The organism is Ruegeria sp. AI3 (genome assembly GCF_056541245.1).
Genome location: NZ_JBQFYA010000111.1, coordinates 1 through 509, shown reverse-complemented (window position 1 = coordinate 509; position 509 = coordinate 1). Strand labels below are relative to the sequence as shown.

Annotated in this window: 1 pseudogene; it reads right to left on the bottom strand. The window is 58.2% G+C overall.

Going from position 1 to position 509, the window contains the following annotated elements:
* Positions 1-345: pseudogene (locus ACRZ95_RS23330) on the bottom strand (flagellar basal-body MS-ring/collar protein FliF); the annotation flags it as partial.
* Positions 346-509 lie beyond the last annotated feature (164 nt).

The following is a 509-nucleotide window of genomic DNA, read 5'->3' as shown; positions in this document are numbered from 1 at the left end:
CGAGGTGGTTCCGAAGCCACTGAGGGAATCGAGCAGTTCATAGCCCCGGCTGCCGTTGGCGGGCAGGCCTTCGCTGGCCAGCGTCATGCGCAGTTCATCGCGCTGGCCGCCCGGCACATAAATGGAACCGCCGCGAATCTCATAAGGCACACCGCGCTGATCCAGCGCGCGCACGATGTCACCAGCAGCGCCGTTCTCCAGACCCGCATACAGCAGTGTCATCGACGGAGCAGTCACCAGCCGTGACATCGCCAAAACCCCTAAAAACACCAGCACGACCGCACCGGCAACGATGATTTGCTTACGCCTGTCCAAACTTGCCCAGACAGTTCCGATCTGCTGCACGCTCACCTCCGACTCGCCGACATTCTGTCCGACGCGCCCCCTGTTTGGACGATTGCCCTTAACAATCGGTTAGTTCTGCAGGGTTATCACTGGCAAAGATTAAATGGATGAGGACGTCATGACCGACTCAACTGCAGAACAAGCGGAAACACCTGACAAAAAAG